The sequence below is a fragment of the Mucilaginibacter sp. genome, from assembly GCF_039935595.1.
GTDB lineage: Bacteria > Bacteroidota > Bacteroidia > Sphingobacteriales > Sphingobacteriaceae > Mucilaginibacter.
Window position 1 is genome coordinate 1 of sequence record NZ_JBDTJZ010000015.1, and the last position, 16,219, is coordinate 16,219.

The 16,219-nt window shown below is 41.0% G+C and carries 18 protein-coding genes; 11 read left to right on the forward strand and 7 right to left on the reverse strand.

What is annotated here, in order from left to right; translation table 11 throughout:
* Positions 1 to 1,787 (reverse strand): nitrite reductase large subunit NirB (gene nirB / locus ABI367_RS00690; protein ID WP_462231865.1); only part of this gene is annotated, 1,787 nt, incomplete at its 3' end.
* A 292-nt stretch (positions 1,788 to 2,079) separates the two neighbouring features.
* On the opposite strand from nirB, the gene cobA reads away from it, so the two are divergent.
* Both cobA and ABI367_RS00700 read left to right on the forward strand, forming a co-directional pair.
* Positions 2,080 to 2,811 (forward strand): uroporphyrinogen-III C-methyltransferase, encoded by a 732-nt coding sequence (cobA, locus tag ABI367_RS00695; RefSeq protein WP_462231867.1) that lies wholly within the window; start codon positions 2,080 to 2,082, stop codon positions 2,809 to 2,811.
* An 8-nt stretch (positions 2,812 to 2,819) separates the two neighbouring features.
* Positions 2,820 to 3,170, forward strand: a complete 351-nt coding sequence (locus ABI367_RS00700) for a DUF7009 family protein (RefSeq protein ID WP_462231869.1) — start codon at positions 2,820 to 2,822, stop codon at positions 3,168 to 3,170.
* Between the two features lie 131 nt (positions 3,171 to 3,301).
* On the opposite strand, the gene ABI367_RS00705 is transcribed toward ABI367_RS00700, so the two are convergent.
* Positions 3,302 to 4,432 (reverse strand): TlpA family protein disulfide reductase, encoded by a 1,131-nt coding sequence (locus ABI367_RS00705; protein ID WP_462231871.1) that lies wholly within the window; start codon positions 4,430 to 4,432, stop codon positions 3,302 to 3,304.
* 197 nt (positions 4,433 to 4,629) lie between these two features.
* On the opposite strand from ABI367_RS00705, the gene ABI367_RS00710 reads away from it, so the two are divergent.
* Positions 4,630 to 5,715, forward strand: a complete 1,086-nt coding sequence (locus ABI367_RS00710) for a sensor histidine kinase (protein WP_462231873.1) — start codon at positions 4,630 to 4,632, stop codon at positions 5,713 to 5,715.
* Positions 5,716 to 6,390, forward strand: a complete 675-nt coding sequence (locus ABI367_RS00715) for a LytR/AlgR family response regulator transcription factor (protein ID WP_462231875.1) — start codon at positions 5,716 to 5,718, stop codon at positions 6,388 to 6,390.
* A gap of 293 nt (positions 6,391 to 6,683) precedes the next feature.
* On the opposite strand, the gene ABI367_RS00720 is transcribed toward ABI367_RS00715, so the two are convergent.
* The 5 genes from ABI367_RS00720 to ABI367_RS00740 form a co-directional block, all read right to left on the reverse strand.
* Positions 6,684 to 7,340 (reverse strand): 4'-phosphopantetheinyl transferase family protein, encoded by a 657-nt coding sequence (locus tag ABI367_RS00720; RefSeq protein WP_462231877.1) that lies wholly within the window; start codon positions 7,338 to 7,340, stop codon positions 6,684 to 6,686.
* Positions 7,337 to 7,594, reverse strand: coding sequence for an acyl carrier protein (locus tag ABI367_RS00725; RefSeq protein ID WP_462231879.1), 258 nt, complete (start codon positions 7,592 to 7,594; stop codon positions 7,337 to 7,339). The genes ABI367_RS00720 and ABI367_RS00725 overlap by 4 nt, the downstream gene beginning before the upstream one ends.
* A gap of 3 nt (positions 7,595 to 7,597) precedes the next feature.
* Positions 7,598 to 8,869, reverse strand: a complete 1,272-nt coding sequence (locus ABI367_RS00730) for a beta-ketoacyl-[acyl-carrier-protein] synthase family protein (RefSeq protein WP_462231881.1) — start codon at positions 8,867 to 8,869, stop codon at positions 7,598 to 7,600.
* Complete coding sequence (locus tag ABI367_RS00735) at positions 8,862 to 9,335, reverse strand: 3-hydroxyacyl-ACP dehydratase FabZ family protein (RefSeq protein ID WP_462231883.1); 474 nt, start codon at positions 9,333 to 9,335, stop codon at positions 8,862 to 8,864. Before ABI367_RS00735 ends, ABI367_RS00730 begins: the two co-directional genes overlap by 8 nt.
* A gap of 138 nt (positions 9,336 to 9,473) precedes the next feature.
* Complete coding sequence (locus tag ABI367_RS00740) at positions 9,474 to 10,265, reverse strand: SDR family oxidoreductase (protein WP_462231885.1); 792 nt, start codon at positions 10,263 to 10,265, stop codon at positions 9,474 to 9,476.
* 360 nt (positions 10,266 to 10,625) lie between these two features.
* Here ABI367_RS00740 and ABI367_RS00745 point away from each other — a divergent pair, with 360 nt between their 5' ends.
* The 7 genes from ABI367_RS00745 to ABI367_RS00775 all read left to right on the forward strand — a co-directional run.
* Positions 10,626 to 11,108 (forward strand): hypothetical protein, encoded by a 483-nt coding sequence (locus tag ABI367_RS00745; protein ID WP_462231887.1) that lies wholly within the window; start codon positions 10,626 to 10,628, stop codon positions 11,106 to 11,108.
* A 9-nt stretch (positions 11,109 to 11,117) separates the two neighbouring features.
* On the forward strand, positions 11,118 to 12,017 hold the full coding sequence (locus ABI367_RS00750) for a hypothetical protein (protein WP_462231889.1): 900 nt from the start codon (positions 11,118 to 11,120) through the stop codon (positions 12,015 to 12,017).
* Between the two features lie 3 nt (positions 12,018 to 12,020).
* Complete coding sequence (gene darB, locus ABI367_RS00755) at positions 12,021 to 13,160, forward strand: dialkylresorcinol biosynthesis protein DarB (protein ID WP_462231891.1); 1,140 nt, start codon at positions 12,021 to 12,023, stop codon at positions 13,158 to 13,160.
* Between the two features lie 15 nt (positions 13,161 to 13,175).
* Positions 13,176 to 13,583, forward strand: a complete 408-nt coding sequence (gene DarG / locus ABI367_RS00760) for a flexirubin biosynthesis protein DarG (RefSeq protein WP_462231893.1) — start codon at positions 13,176 to 13,178, stop codon at positions 13,581 to 13,583.
* A complete protein-coding gene (darH, locus tag ABI367_RS00765; RefSeq protein ID WP_462231895.1) occupies positions 13,573 to 14,589 on the forward strand; it encodes a BtrH-related acyltransferase DarH in 1,017 nt (338 codons plus the stop codon). The genes DarG and darH overlap by 11 nt, the downstream gene beginning before the upstream one ends.
* Complete coding sequence (locus tag ABI367_RS00770) at positions 14,577 to 15,332, forward strand: ABC transporter ATP-binding protein (RefSeq protein WP_462231897.1); 756 nt, start codon at positions 14,577 to 14,579, stop codon at positions 15,330 to 15,332. Before darH ends, ABI367_RS00770 begins: the two co-directional genes overlap by 13 nt.
* Positions 15,332 to 16,219, forward strand: an 888-nt coding sequence (locus ABI367_RS00775) for an ABC transporter permease (RefSeq protein ID WP_462231899.1), incomplete at its 3' end; no start/stop codon positions are given. The genes ABI367_RS00770 and ABI367_RS00775, both read left to right, overlap by 1 nt.

Below are 16,219 nucleotides of genomic sequence, written 5' to 3' on the forward strand. Positions count from 1 at the left end.
CCGCCGGTAATTTTAGTATACAGGCCATATTTTTTGGCAACCTGGCCCAATACGATCAGCTTGTCAGGGGTTATCTCGCCGCCCGGTACACGTGGCACTACCGAGTAAGTACCGCCTTTTTGTATGTTGGCCAGGTAACGGTCATTGCTATCCTGAATTACATCCTGTTTAACAATCAGGTCATTCCATAAGCTGGACATTATGCTGGCAACTACCGGCTTACAAACCTCGCAGCCATCGCCTTTGCCAAAATGGTCTAATACCAAATCGTAATTTTTAAGCTTGTTTATTTTAACCAGATCAAACAGCTCCTGGCGCGAATAATCAAAATGCTCGCAAATAACGTTTTTAATGTATTGGCCGTTTGCTTTTAAGGTGCCGTTTACCAGGTCCTTAACCAGTGGCACGCAGCCGCCGCAGCCTGTACCGGCTTTGGTGCATTTTTTAATACCGTCAAGGTCAGTACAGCCTCCATCGGTAACCGCCGAACAGATGTCACCCTTACTTACTGCCTCACACGAGCATATCAGCGCGTCATCAGGCAGGCTCATTACACCCGCGCCGGCATTGCTCTCGCCCCCGCGCGAACCTAATATCAGATCCTCCGGATCAGGCGGCAGTACAATTTTATTATTAACGGTTTGTAATAATATATTATAAGCTGCAGCATCGCCAATTAAAATACCACCCAACAAATATTTGCCATCATTAGTAATGTTAATGCGTTTGTATGTGCCCTTATGGGTATCTTCAAAAACTATGGTACGGCAATCCGGCTCGGTAATAAAGGCATCGCCAAAGCTGGCCACGTCAACACCAATAAGTTTAAGCTTGGTGCTCATATCAAACCCGGTAAATGATTTATCGCCCTCGGCTAAACAAGCCACAACGGTATCGGCCATTTCATAGCCGGGTGCTACCAGGCCATATATCATGTTATCATATAAGGCACACTCGCCAATGGCAAAAATGCAATCATCGCTGGTTTGCATTTTTTGGTTTACCATAATACCGCCACGGGTACCTACTTCTAAGCCTGATAGTTTAGCCAGCTCATCACGTGGGCGTATGCCTGCTGATATCACCATCATATCCACCGGCAGCAAAGTATCATCATTAAAGCGCAGCGCTTCAATTTTATGCTCTCCATCAAAACTGGCGGTGCTTTTATTAAGGTGGATGTTTAACCCCAATGCTTTCAATTTGGCCTGCAGCATGGCACTGCCCGCCGAGTCAATTTGCCTTGGCATTAAGCGCGGAGCAAACTCAATTACATGCGTTTCTTGTATGCCCAGATCTATTAATGCTTTGGCTGCTTCTAAACCTAAAAGGCCGCCACCCATAACTGCACCTACTTTTGCATTTGCCGCGTAGGATTTGATCAGTTCCAGGTCCTCAATGGTGCGGTATACAAATACACCCTCTTTTTCCACACCAGGAATATCTGGCACAAAAGCTGACGAGCCGGTGGCTAAAACTAAATAATCATAACTTAATTTTAAACCGCTTAAAGCATGTACAGTTTTTTCGGTGCGGTTTATTTCCTGTATGGGATTGCCCAGGTGAAGAGTAATGTTATGATCTGCATACCATTCGGTGGTCGACATGGAAAGGTCGTCGGCAGATTTGCCATTAAAGTATTCGCTGAGGTGTACGCGGTCGTAAGCGCGGCGTGGTTCTTCACCAAAAACTACTATATTGAACCGGGATGATCTGGATACAAGTTTTTCGCAAAACTTGTATCCTACCATGCCATTGCCAACAACTATAATATTTAGTTTAGACATATTTTTAATTTTTAAGTGTTAAAGCATAAGATAAATACATTTAATTGCGACACAAATGCATTTACTTTTAACAAAGTAAGACAAAAAATCAAATTGTTGCAATTTTTTGAAGATATTTTTAATAAAAAACAGCAATTTTTATTAAATTGGATATAAAATTGGTTAATTTTGAACATTATTTTAATTAATGGCATGATATTAATCTATTTTTTGTGCGTTTACTAAATACATAAAACCATAAATCGAATAAAAACATTAAAAATTTAATAGTTTTTATAATATTTTAGATTAAATGATAGAAAAAGAGTCGATTTTTCCTGAATTATATGTTGTAGGTGCAGGCCCGGGCGACCCTGAGCTGATAACTATGAAAGCTTATAAGGTTTTACAGGCTGCTGATGTGATTTTATACGACAATTTAGCCAATAAAGAGTTATTAAACCTTGCAAAACCCGAATGCGATAAAATATATGTGGGTAAACAGCCGTATGGTGCATATACCTCGCAGGAAGAGATACTGGAGATGATAAAACATTTTGCCTTTACCAAAGGCAAGGTAGTACGCCTTAAGGGCGGCGACCCATTTATTTTTGGGCGTGGCTTTGAAGAAATATTATTTGCCCGCGAAAACGGCATCACCACGCATTTTATACCCGGCATATCAAGTATGCAGGCGGTTGGGCTGGAGGACATACCGCTTACTCACCGCGCGGTGAGCGAGGGTATTTGGGTGGTAACGGGCACTAAAAAGGATGGCACGCTATCAGGCGATCTGCGGCTGGCTATGCAAAGTAACTCAACCGTAGTAATATACATGGGCATGAAACAACTCGGCCAAATAGCGGATACCTATATAGACGCCGGTAACGGCAATATGCCGGCGGCTATTATTCAGCATGCCTCGTTACCCAAGCAAAAAATGGTAAAAGGGCTGGTAAAAGACATTGCCCAAATGGCCGAAAGCAAACAATTAACCCACCCGGCAATTATCATTATCGGGCCGGTTGTTGACTTATATAAGTAATACAGGATATGAAGATAAGAATTAAAGGAAACTCGCTGCGCTACCGCCTTACCCGTACAGATATTGCTACGTTTACCAAAAACGGTTACCTGGAAGAGCAAACCAATTTTGGTGGGGATATTTTAACCTATTCATTGGAAGGCACGGGCGCCGCAGAGTTATACGCTACGTTTAAAGACAATAGGATTACTCTTTATATGCCTTATGCGATGGCCGCTGAATGGATAGGCACTGACCGCGTAGGCTACGAAAGCAAAACCAATGATTTTTACCTACTGGTTGAAAAAGATTTTAAATGCCTGGATAATGTGGCCGAGGACCAGAGCGATAATTACCCTAATCCGCTGGCTAATAAATAAGATTTTTAGTGCTTCGCGACCGTGGATATTTGGCACACTTTGAAACAGGTAAATAAAGGCTTTAGCCAAAAGTTCCCATCAACCCGGTCAAGCGCATCCACACTTCACCATTACGGTGTGGTAATGGTAAATTAATCATTAATGGCCGACTTAATTGCGGCTTCTACATCTTCAGAATACCCTTCGCTAACAAAGCTTATTTTACCCGATTTATTAATTAGAATATAAAGAGGAAAACCATTCACTTTATAATCTTTCTTCAATTGCTCACTGCCAACCAACATAGGTAAAGCAATGTTCCTTTTCTGTATTAGCAATTTTGATGGTGCCAGCTGTTTAGCGTCACTCGTTATACCGTAAATTAATAATCCTTTGCCTTTATATTTTTCATATAGGTTTTCTACCTTAGGCATGGCCTCCATGCAAGGCCCGCACCATACTTCCCAAAAATCAAGCAATACAACTTTGCCTTTAAAGTCATTAGTTGATACTTTTTTATTGTTAAATGATATTAATTCAAAATAAGGTGCCGCAATTCCCTTTAAACCGTATGCCGGGTTTTGTGCCACATTATTAGTAATAATTTGCTGATTGTATTCAGTTAAAAAAGTGGGCGATGTAAAATCATAATTAAACTGCGGCTCATTAACTTGAATATTTGTGATCTGGTAATAAAGATCCTGTACACGTCCCAATGGTTCCTGGTGACTCCTCACAGCAATGGGCAACATGGTCTTTTTGTCAATAGTAACTATTTTATATCTTTTGCTTACATCTTCCTGCTTATAGTCAGCGTACTTGATTGTAAGATAATATTGTTGGGTATTTTGCGATAGCATAAACCCAATCGCCTTTGAAGTATCAAGTTTTACCAGGTCGGTTAATATTACATGCCCCCCGGCTGTACTATAAAAAACATGTGACAGATCAACTGGATTTGTATTTATTGTATAGGTTTTAGTATTATTATTAGCTTCATAAATCAGGTGTCCATTATAAATAGTTTCAACGTTTACATCATCCAGTTTGCACCAAAATTGAAAACCATAGAGAGCATCTGCTACATCTGTTTTAATTTTTACGCTGCCTGTCATTATGCGTGTATCACCTGTAACCAACGTATCTGTTCTTTTAAGTGAATATGACGCCGTTTTAAGCATGTGCTGGGCCGCATAAACGCGGGCTATAATCTCTTTTGGAGTTTGTCCCAATACAACATTGCTAACTAAAATAACAATGCCAATAATTATTGTTTTTTTCATCTGTTTAGGTTTTAATTCACAACAAACATATTGGGTTTTAATAATCAAATTTTCATTATTAGACGGGAGGGCAGATATATTAGACCAATAAGGCTATAGTGGCTTTTGTCGAAAAAACATGGGGGTTGGCCGAAAAACAGGTACTTGTTTTTTATCGCTTGCTAAAAAAAGAATTTATATAGTTTACTTTAACTAATATGAGCACGATAAAAGCCTACTTAAATGACAAATACCTGCGCATTGAAATAGCGTTTTTTATTTTCTATTATTTTTTGTTTAATATATTAACCAGCATTGAATATAACCTTGTTGAGCCGCACATAAGGCAATACCCCAATCCTTTAAACCTTACCAATCATTTTATTTTCGCACTGGTAAAAATTATACCAGTTTGGATATTGTATAAGGTAATCATTCAAAAGTATCTGTTCAATAAAAGGTATTGGCGGTTTTTGCTATTGATGGTGGTTTACCTGGTGCTGCTAAACTTTTATAATTTATATATTAACTGGCTCATTACACATTTAAGCTTTTTGCCACAAAGTGTAATTAATGAAGCTACGGCAACATATAAAGCCAATGTTCTAATTCATTATGGTGGCACTATGTATATGTTAAGAGAGTATATGGTGTTGCTATTTTTGGCTTATTTTATCAGATCAGCCAGGCAGGAAAAACAAATGAACGAGCTTAAACAGCAACAACTAAACGCCGAATTAAATTATTTAAAAGTGCAGCTACAGCCTCATTTTTTCTTTAACACACTAAACAATATTTACTCGCTGGCCTTGCAGCAATCCGTACAAACCGCCCCATTGGTAGCAAAACACGCCGATATGATGCGGTACATATTGTATAACTCATCCGGGCAGTTGGTAAGCTTGCAACAGGAAATTAATTTTTTAAAAAACTATACCGAAGTAGAAGCTGTACGCTATCCCGCAGGTATCGAAATAACATTTGAAGTACAGGGCATAAGCAACAACGCACTAATTGAACCGTTGTTACTGTTGCCGTTTATTGAGAACACCTTCAAGCATGGGATACGCGAGGAAATAAACTCCGGCTATGTTAAAATAGTGGTATGCCAGGTTGAAAATGAACTTACTCTTGAAACCAAAAACACCAAAGCCCCTATAAACAACCACGGAGGAGCCACACCGGGTATTGGGTTAGAAAATGTAAAAAAACGATTGGCTATACTGTACCCTGATAACCATCAACTGGAAATAAAGGAGTATGGGTGCGTTTTTGAAGTATATTTAAGCATAACCTTGAAATAAATGATCAGATTCATAATTGTTGATGACGAGCCTTTGGCCCAACAGGTTTTAGAAAAACATATTAACCAAACTGTAAACATGCTATTGGTGCAAAGTTGCAGCAATGCACTGGAAGCCTTTGATATACTTAGCCGGGAAAAAATTGACTTGATATTTTTGGATATTAAAATGCCTAAACTAAACGGGATTGATTTTATAAAGACACTTAAAACCCCACCCGCTGTAATTTTCACCACAGCTTTTTCTGAATATGCCGCAATGAGCTATGAGTTGGATGCTATAGATTATTTGTTAAAACCAATTACCTATGAAAAATTTAACAGGAGCATTGCTAAGTTTTTAAAATTGCACACACCGCAAATAGAAGTTTCAAATTATTCTTATTTTAAGGTAAATGGCAAGCTGGTTAAAATTGATCATAAAGACATCATTATGGCTCAATCGGTTAAAGACTATATCGTAATAAAAACGCGTGATGAATCTTATATTACTCACATGACCATGAAATATCTAGTCGAATTATTGCCGGAAAAACTATTTACACGCACACATCGCTCTTATTTAATTGGCGTTGAACATGTTTCTTCAATAGGAAAAAGCACCGTAGAATTAGGCGGGGTAAAGGTACCTATTGGCGAAAATTACCGATCAGGTATTACTGGATTAATATTATAATACAAACGAACACCTCACAAACTAGTCATAATACGCGAAGGATATGGCAAAATTTTAACTTAAATTTATGGTTAACACTTTTTTGATAAAAAAATTTATAATAATTTGATTATCAATTATTTAACCATAAAGTATAGTGAAAATGTGTTAAGTTGTGTTAACCCAGTGTTTCAGGGTTCTGCTTGTCGCACCCAGATTGTCATTTCGAACGAAGGAACGAGCGAGAAATCTATATACGTGCTTGTCAATATCTGTGTATAGATCTCTCACTATCGTTCGAGATGACATAAAAATTATAACGCAAACGAATACCCCACAAATCGCTCATGATGGGCAAAAGATAGGGCCACATCTAAAGGCGTGCCGCCGTCTAAAACAACCGGGTAGCCAATTTCGCTCTTGGCTATGTTTAAATCAGCAATTCCTAAAACTGAACTTAATTTTATAAGCGAGAATGCTATTGCCTCCCGCGATTGGTGCTCATGGTCGGTGTGCTCAACTAACTGAAAGCCCCAGTAAACATTTTCAAACTGTTCATCTTGGCTAACAACGGTTGTTATCAGTTCGGGATGTAATTTTGCCCGGAAATACAGCTGCTCGCTGCCGTAAACAATACTACCTGTTATATAATTTTCGGTGTTATGTTCACTATCCCAATAAATTCCTGTAAAGGGTGTTAAAGCATGCCCGGCAGGAAAATTTACCTGCTGAACAACAAACTTTATGGGCGAAAACATGAGCCCTGCATCATGCCTTTTATAATATTTGTAGGCTGCCTCTTTAACCGACCATAGTAACCATACAAATTTTTCAAAAGGTATATCAGCCTGGGTTTGCTGATATAGGGCCTGTTCGGCAACGTTAAGGAATTTGGAATAAAAACGACTGCTTTTGGTGCGCCGAATATCAATAGCGTTTAGGGCTACAATATCATTGCCCGTACTTTTCACGCAGTACGGTTCATTTTTTCGGCAATTACGTCAATGCAATTACCTACGTTGTACATTTTTTCGGCAGCGTCAAAATCTATCTCAATATTATATTGCGACTCGGCATCAATTATAATATCAACCAAATTAGCCGAGTTTATTTTCAAGTCCTTTATTAAGTCAGTTTGTTCATTTATCCCCTCCAGTATTGTTTTATCTTCCGTGTAAGGGGCCAGTACTTTTTTCAGCTCGTTTAAAATAGCTTTTCTATCCATTTGTTACGCTTTGTATTTTGAAATTATTAAACAGCTGTTAACATCGCCAAAGCCAAAGTTAGCTTTTGCTATAGTATTAATCTCTCTGTCTATCTTTTTTGTTGGCAAATTGTTTGTCCCTATCATATCTACAATCTCCGGTATCGGGTCTTCCAGATTAAGGTTAGGATGTGCAAAGTTATACTTTAGTTGCAAAACTGCGGCAACCATTTCAATCGAACCTGCTGCACTAAGCGAATGGCCCACCATTGACTTTAGCGAATTAACCAGCGGAAAATCATCCTCTTTGCGCTTTAAAGCCTGAACCCAGTTTTTAATTTCCAGCCTATCGGCAATGGTGGCGGTTAAATGGCCGCTAACCAGATCAATAGCCTCTGTTGATATTTTGGCATCGGCAATAGCGTCTTCAATGCATTTAACTACTCCTACCGCGCCGGGGGCCGTCATGCTGCCACCATTGCGCTGCCCACCCGAATTGGTTGCGCCACCCAGCACCTCACCATAAATTTTGGCACCACGGGCCAAAGCAAATTCCAGATCTTCCAATATTAACGCTCCCGCGCCCGATCCGGGGACAAAACCACCCGCGCTGGCGCTCATGGGTCGCGATGCACGTTCAGGTTCATCGTTATATTTACGGGATAATACCCGCATGGAGTCGAACCCGCCAAAAACATAACGGTCAACATATTCGCAGCTGCCCACCACCATACGTTTGGCCATGCCATATTTTATATACTCATAACCCATTAAAATAGATTGTGTGCCAGTAGCGCAGGCGGCAGAGTTATTAATTATTTTATTGCCTAAGCCCAGCCTGCCTGATATATAGGCCGTAATACCGCTGTTCATGATCTGCTCAACCACGCGCGAGCCTAATTTTTTTGATTCTTTGGCATCTACGCGGGTGATGGCCATTTTAATTACATCGGTATCGGCAACGCTGCTGCCAAATACACAGCCGGTATCCCAAAGGGTATCTTCGCCTGCAATTTCATTACCCGCATCTACCCAGGCATCCAGCGCGGCGCGTATGCCAAAAGCAATTCCTTTCCCTTTTAAGCCATACAGCGATGTTTCGGTAATGTAACCCTGTAGCTGCTCATTTTCAAATTCCGGGAAACCGCCTACCTGGCAATTAAATTTAAGTTCCTCAAATTCAGGAATGAACCGTATGCCCGATATGCCATTCTGTATAGCGTGCAAAAAATCGGTCACGCCTATACCGTTGGGGGCCACTACTCCTAAACCTGTAATAACAACACGGTTACCCATTTATACCCTCTCTTTTTGCCGCGTTTTTTATCACGCCCGAAAATGTGCCTTTTGCAACCAATTCATTTGCCGTATTGTGCATTTCAATTAAACATTTTAGTTTACCAAAGCGAAAATATTGTTTTTTAGAAGTTACTATAACTTTTTCTTCTGGTAATACCATTTTATAAAATTCCACATTGGTTGAGGTAAGCAGCGGGAACGACCCATGGTCCATTACCACCCCTTTTTCCTTTACGCCGCTTAGCATTAAATGTATCCCTAAAACCACCAACCCTATCTGCGCCATTATCTCGGTAATTATTACCCCCGGTGTAACCGGGTTACCCGGAAAATGGTCCTCGTAAAAAAAGGAGTCGCCTTTTAAGGTATAATCACCAACAACGCCATCATCATTTAGTTTGATAATATTATCTACAAACAGAAATGACGATTTGTAAGGTAAATAGTTTAAAATATTGTTCATTATAAATAATTTTCTCTGTCATTTCGAACATAGTGAGAAATCTATACATATTCATTAGTGATTAGCATGTGTATAGATTTCTCCTTCGTCGAAATGACAATTTGTGTTAACTGCAAACTGCCCACTCACAACTACCCACTACTTACAATGTTCTCCTCCATCCACATGTATCACTGTTCCGTTTATCCAGGCGGCCTCATCAGTGCATAGCAAGTATATTACATTGGCTACATCCGCAGGCTCGGTCATGCGGCCCAGCGGGTTGCGGCTTACTGTTGTTTTTAACAGGGTTTCACTATCCGGTATTCTTAATAACGATGGGGTGGCCGTAATGCCTGCCTGTATCAAATTAGTTTTTAAGCCATATTTAGCCAACTCAACCGCCATATATTTAGTTAAACTTTGCAAGGATGCTTTGGCTATAGATACCGCCGCGTAGCCTTCCCAATATTTATCCTCGCCCTCGCTGGTTAAGCCAATTATTCGGGCATCGCTGTAAAAAACGTCTTTAGCTAAAAGGTCGCGAGTCCAGTCTAATAAACTGGTGCCCATGGCATAGGTAGTTAATTGTATATCGGCCATGCTCAATGCATCGGCACCCATAAGGGGTTTAAGGTTGCCGCGCGCTATGGAATGTAATAGCAGTTTAACGCTATTTTTTTTACCACCAGCAAATTCTTCAATAAAGGCAACACGGGCAGCCTCATCAAGCGCATTGATATTATAAGGCTCAATGGTTACGTTATTAGTTGAAGCTATTGCAGCCAGGCTTTCTTTAAATGTACGTGCGGCAGCAGCAGTTTCGCGATACAATACAGCTATGTTCATGCCATGCCTGGCCAGCTTTTGTAAAGCAGCAAAACCAAACCCGCTTGATCCACCTAAAATAACGGCCCACTGGCCCGAGAATAATTGATTATTATTTTGCACTCAATATTATTTATCAGGTAATATAAGTAAAATCCAATATTACCCAAAAGTAAAGGAAAGTTAGGGTTTTTTGTTTTGCCTGTATTTTTAACTCACCCGGTCATCACTACGTTCGACCACCCTCTCTATGCTAGAGAGGGGTTTTTATTTGTAGGTTGTGAGTTGGCACCCTCTTTCGAAGAGAGAGGGTCGACAAGCGAAGCGTAGTCGGGGTGAGTTGACGGATCGCGTTTATTCAACTCACGTAAGCATTTAAACCATCCCAATACACTCAGGTCAAACCTACACAATCCCGGCTGCCACTAAATTAGGCTGCTTGGTATAAATATTTATATTTGTGTGCATACTGATTGAGCCCATATGAAGTTAAAAATATATTTTATCTTAATTATCTTGTTTACGGGTACCGTGACGTTTGCCAAAAGCATTAAGTTTGATAAAGCTCAATTTTATGAGGTTATTAAAACCGGCAATAAAGAAAGTATTGATGAGGAATTGGACCTGGTTACCGCATCGGATATAGCAGAAAAAAACGGATACGAAGGATTTTTACTGATGCGGAAGGCCGGATTGGTAACACGACCTGCAGAGAAGCTAAAACTTTTTAAAGCCGGCCGTATTAAACTGGAAACGGCTTTGTTAAATGACGCTGATAATGCCGAATATCATTTTTTACGGCTGATTATACAGGAAAAGGCTCCTAAAATAGTCAAGTATAATAAAGACCTTGAGGCCGACAGGCAGATCATTACCAAAGCATATAAAACCTTACCCCCTGTTGTTCAGCATGCTATTGCCGACTACGCCAAAAATTCAAAAGCATTGAAAGCCCAGGACTTTTAATTTAGCCGCATGACTAAAAAAGTATTAGCCATTTATTATTCTCAATCAGGCCAGTTGGGCGATATTATTGACAATTTTACGGCACCTATAGAAGCCTCTGGCGCAACGGTAGAAAAAGTGCGTGTAAGGTTGGCTAATGAACCTAACTTCCCGTGGACGGCCGATACTTTTTTTAGTGTGATGCCCCACTGCCAGTTGGATGTTCCTGCTGATTTGCAACCATTTGAGCTGAAAGAGAAAAAATACGATCTGGTAGTTTTAGGTTACCAGGCCTGGTTCTTGTCGCCAAGTATCCCGTTTAACTCGTTTATGCAAAACGAGGAGTTGAGGGCCGTATTAAAAGATACCCCTGTAATTACGGTAACCGGTGCCCGTAATATGTGGCTTAATGCTTTTGTAAGGGTTAAAAAATTGCTGCGCACCGCCGGGGCCAACCATGTAGGTAATATTGCTTTGGTTGATAAACACCCCAACCCGGTAAGCTTTGTTACCATCTTCCATTGGATGCTGCACGGAAAAAAAGACCGCTACTTAAACATTTTCCCCCCTCCGGGTGTTGCTGATGCGGATATAAAGCATACCCAAGTATTTGGCGAAAGCGTTGTACCCCATTTAAACACCAATGATTGGAGCAGTTTACAGGACGAACTGGACAACCAGAAAGCAGTGGTGCTTAATTATAACCTGATGGTGATTGAAGGTGTAGCAGGAAAGATATTTAGGGTTTGGGCCAATATCATAGCTAAAAAGAAAAATAAATTACCCTGGATAAGGGCTTTTAAATATTACCTTTTAATTGCTTTTTTTGTGGGTGCGCCAATTGTGGTTACTATTGATGCTATTTTATTCAGGTTTACTTCGCCAAAACGTATTAAGGCGCGTAAGCAACATTTTTTAAATTTAAACTAAGGTATGCCTGTTTATATTAACAATACTTCTATTTTTTTACCGAATAAGCCTGTTCCTAACGAGGATATGGAACTTTACCTGGGCTATATCAACAACAAGCCATCCAAGTCAAAAAACATAGTGCTGCGCAATAATGCCATTAAACAACGCTATTATGCTTTATCTAAGGGTGGCAAGCCAACGCATACCAATGCGCAAATGACCGCCGAGGCTGTGCGCAACTTATTTAAGGATGATCCCGAAGAAATAAAAAAAATTGACTTGCTATCGTGCGGCACTTCATCGCCCGACCAAATGATGCCATCGCACGGGGTAATGACCCATGGCTGGCTGCCCGAGTCCGAAGCTATTGAAGTGGTATCACCATCGGGCGTTTGCTGCGCGGGTATGCACGCCTTAAAATATGCCTATATGGCCATTAAAACAGGCGACTCGAAACTTGCGGTAGCAACAGGCTCCGAACGCTTTTCGGGCTTATTGGTATCAGACGTGTTTGAAGAAGAGGCGCAGAAACTAAAAGAGTTAACAGCCAACCCGTACATCGCTTTTCAAAAAGATTTTTTAAGGTGGATGCTGAGTGATGGGGCATCGGCGTTTTTAATGTCTGATAAACCAAACGAGGAAGGTATAAGCTTGAGAATAGAGTGGATAGAAGGCATATCCTACGCCAACGAAATGGAAACCTGTATGTATATGGGTGCCGATAAAAATGCCGATGGCACACTAAAGGGATTTATGGATTATACGCCCGAAGAGGTGATGACCAAATCTATCTTCAGTGTTAAGCAGGATATTGGCTTGTTGAGTGATAACATTGTCCCGCTTGGCGGAAAAAAAATAAAAGAGATCTTTGAACGCAAGGGACTTACCGCAAAGGATATTGATCACTTTTTACCGCATATCTCCAGTGATTTCTTCCGCAGTAAAATTTACGAACTGGTTGAGATATATGGCGGCGGTATCCCTTATGATAAATGGTTTATTAACCTGTATACCGTAGGCAATGTAGGCGCGGCATCAGTTTATTTAATGATAGATGAGCTGTTCCATAGCGGCCGGTTAAAAAAAGGCGAGAAAATATTGTTGCTGGTTCCAGAAAGCTCACGTTTCTCGTATATGTACGCGTTGCTAACGGTTTGTTAACCCATCCCTATAAGAATGAAAAAGGAAGATGTTCCGCAGGATGTAAGCGCCTTGGGTAAAATTACCAAAGAGGTTTGCTATGCTACGGATAGCGAGGGCAAGTATGTTACTGAATTAAGCAAAGGTTGGGACGTAAAAATTACTGCCCTTGATAAAGCCTGGGAAGACATAGATGTACGGATAGCCAATGCCAAACAAAAAGTTTTAAATGGCGAGGCCAGTCCACTGCTGTTTTTTATTGAACAGGGGATAATGGATATCAGCCTGCTGGCTGATTATACCGGGTTTTGGAAATGGCAGATAAAGTGCCATTTGAAACCTGGAGTATTTAAAAATTTAGCTGATAAAAAGCTGCAACGTTACGCCGAAGTGTTTAATGTAAGTGTGGATGATTTGAAAAACATGAAGGTGCATGGAGCTTAAATTTAACCACATACAAGCCGCGCATTGCGAAAATGGCGTTACCACGAGCTTGTTAAAAAATATAGGCGTTAACCAAATTACCGAGCCACTGGCCTTTGGCATTGGCGCAGGTTTGTTTTTTGTATATATCCCCCTCATGAAAATAAATAACGGGCCGGTTATAGCGTTTCGAACTTTGCCGGGCCTTATATTTAAACGTACCTGCAAAGCACTGGATATCCCGGTGGTGCGCAAAAAATTCAGCTCGCGCGAAAAAGCGGAAGCTTTTTTACAGCAACAACTGGCCGAAGGCCGCCCCGTAGGCTGTCAGGTTGGTGTTTATTATTTAACTTATTTCCCAAAAGAATACCGTTTCCATTTTAATGCCCATAACCTGATCGTATACGGCAAAGAAGAGGACAACTACCTGATAAGCGACCCGGTGATGGAAACAACCACCACGCTAACCAGTTATGAATTGGAGCGGGTGCGCTTTGCAAAAGGGGCCTTAGCGCCCAAAGGTCAGTTATACTACCCTGTAACCGGAAAACCTGTTACCGATGAACAAATTAAGCGCGGCATTAAAAGCGGGATACAAAAAAATGTACAAAACATGCTGCACATACCCGGGCCAATTACCGGGGTTAACGGTATTAAGTTTACTGCCAATCGCATTAAAAAATGGCGGGATAAATTAGGCTTGAAAGAAGCAGGGTTATACTTAGCGCAACTTGTGCGTATGCAGGAAGAAATTGGCACTGGTGGCGGTGGTTTCCGCTACATTTACGGCGCGTTTTTGCAGGAGGCGTATGCTTATAACCAGATGGACGAAATGCTGAAGATATCGCAGCTGTTCACCCAATCGGGCGACCTTTGGCGCACCGCGGCTGTACAGGCAGCGGGTATTTATAAGGGCAGGTTAGGCAGCCAGGAAGATTTTAACCAAATGGGCGATTATCTGCTGGAAATTGCCGAAATTGAAAAAAACGCATTTACGCAGTTGAATAATTTAAAATGGAACTCATAGAACCCTTTGCTATTGACATACAAAACATGGGCTTCCGTTTTCCTGATAACGCGGAGGTGTCTTTTACCAACCTGAATTTACAGGTAAAAAAAGGAGAACGTTTCGGGCTGTTTGGTCCTAATGGCGCGGGTAAAACCACATTGATGAATTTAATGACCGGCGTATTGCAGGTTAAAGAGGGCAGCATTTCGCTGCTGGGTCATAAAATAGGGCATCAAACAAAAGAAGTGAATAAGTTGTTCGGCTTTGTTCCGCAAGATTTTTCATTTTACCAGGAATTATCCCCTGCCGAGAATTTGGAGTTTTTTGGTGCATGGGCAGGGTTAAATCAGCAACAAATAAATCAACGTACAGATGAGTTGCTGCATATTTTAGGACTATCAGACGTAAAAGATAAAGCCGTAGAGAAATTTTCGGGCGGGATGAAACGCAGGGTAAATCTGGCTATTGGCGTGATACACAACCCGCAGGTTTTATTTTTAGATGAACCTACCGTTGGGGTTGATGTGCAAACCCGCCACGCAATTATGAACTACCTGCGCACATTAAATGACAACGGTACTACTTTGATATATACCTCGCACCAGCTAAGTGAGGCCGAAGACCTGTGTGAGCATATTGCCATGATTGATGACGGGAAGATCATTACCCAGGGTAATATTGATGATGTTTTAAAAGAGCATAAAAACGAAACGCTGGAAGAACTATTTATAAACTTAACAGGTAAAGCCTACCGCAACTGATGTTTAAACTCTGGGCAACTATAAAAAAGGATGTGCGGGTACTACTTCGCGATAAGGTTGGAATAGCCCTGATGTTTGTAATGCCTATTATTTTGGTGATAGTGGTTACCAGCATACAAAACAGCACGTTTCAGTTGGTTAACAAAAACAGGCTGCCTATACTTATTAGTAACCAGGATACCGGGCAATCAAGCAAACAATTGATAACGGCCATTAACAAAATAGGCATGTTTAAAGTAGCGCAACTGCCTGGTACTGCCAATGAAAAAATAATTGCCGATGCCATGCACAACCAGGATGCCATGCTTGGCATTGTGATACCGGCAAACTTTTCGGCAAGGGTAAAGGCTAAATCAAAAAATGTAGCGGGTAAGGCGTTAACCAGCTTCGGCTTGCAGGGCGACTCGACCCAACACAAGGTAGGCGATGTTGACCCGCTGACCTTTTATTACAACCCCATTTTACAGGAATCATTACGCTTATCAGTTAAGGGTGCCCTGCAAAGCGCCCTGCAAATGGTTGAGAGCCGCGAAACTTTACGCACCCTATACTTCGCCCTCAACGAAACTGAACTGCCCGAGAAGCTTGAAAATGATATGCTGAACAACCGCACCCGTATAAACGAGGTACCTGTTTCCAAAGATGGCCTGCGGCAAACACCAAACGCTACCCAACACAACGTGCCCGCTTGGACCATTTTTGCCATGTTCTTTATCATCATGTCGTTAGGTGGCAGCGTGGTGAGGGAAAAGGTGAGCGGAAGTTTTATCCGCTTAAAAACATTACCTACCAACTACGCGGTGGGTTTATTATCTAAACAGATAACCTATATGGGCGTCACCATGCTGCAGGCATTGGTAATATTTTCTATTGGGATATTGTTATTC